Origin of the sequence: Gluconobacter vitians (assembly GCF_015244565.1) — a bacterium.
Taxonomy (GTDB): domain Bacteria; phylum Pseudomonadota; class Alphaproteobacteria; order Acetobacterales; family Acetobacteraceae; genus Gluconobacter; species Gluconobacter vitians.
Map to the genome: position 1 here is coordinate 1 of NZ_JABCQG010000088.1, position 694 is coordinate 694.

Below are 694 nucleotides of genomic sequence, written 5' to 3' on the forward strand. Positions count from 1 at the left end.
AAATCTGATTCAGGCTCTGTGAGGAGACTGGAGATGAGCGACCTGTTTTGGCTGACGGACGAACAGATGGGCCGTCTGCGGCCGTTCTTTCCCAAGAGCCACGGCAAACCTCGCGTCGATGACCACCGTGTGCTGAGCGGCATCATTTTTGTGAACCGCAATGGGATGCGCTGGCGTGATGCGCCCCGGGAATACGGTCCACACAAGACGCTCTACAACCGCTGGAAGCGTTGGGGCGACATGGGCATTTTCATGAGGATGATGGATGGCCTGTCTGCTGCGAAAACCGAGCCTCAGACCATCATGATTGATGCGACGTATCTCAAGGCGCACCGCACGGCTTCGAGCCTAAGGCTAAAAAAGGGGATCCTGGGCGACTGATCGGACGGACAAAAGGTGGCATGAACACGAAGCTGCATGCGATCACCGATCAGAACGGACGACCGCTGAGCTTTTTCATGACTGCGGGGCAGATCAGCGATTATACCGGTGCCGCTGCCTTGCTGGACAGTCTTCCTGCAGCACAATGGATGCTGGGAGATCGCGGGTATGACGCCGACTGGTTCAGGGACGCCCTGGAAGAGAAAGGGATAAAGCCCTGCATTCCAGGACGAAAATCTCGCGGAAAGCCGGTCAAATACGACAAGAGAAAATATAAACGCCGCAATCGCATCGAGATGATGTTCGGACGGCT

1 pseudogene is annotated in these 694 nt (G+C 55.9%); it reads left to right on the plus strand.

Features of this window, described 5'->3' with window-relative positions:
- Window positions 1-33: 33 nt before the first annotated feature.
- A pseudogene (locus tag HKD24_RS15185) lies at window positions 34-694 on the plus strand (IS5 family transposase); the annotation flags it as partial.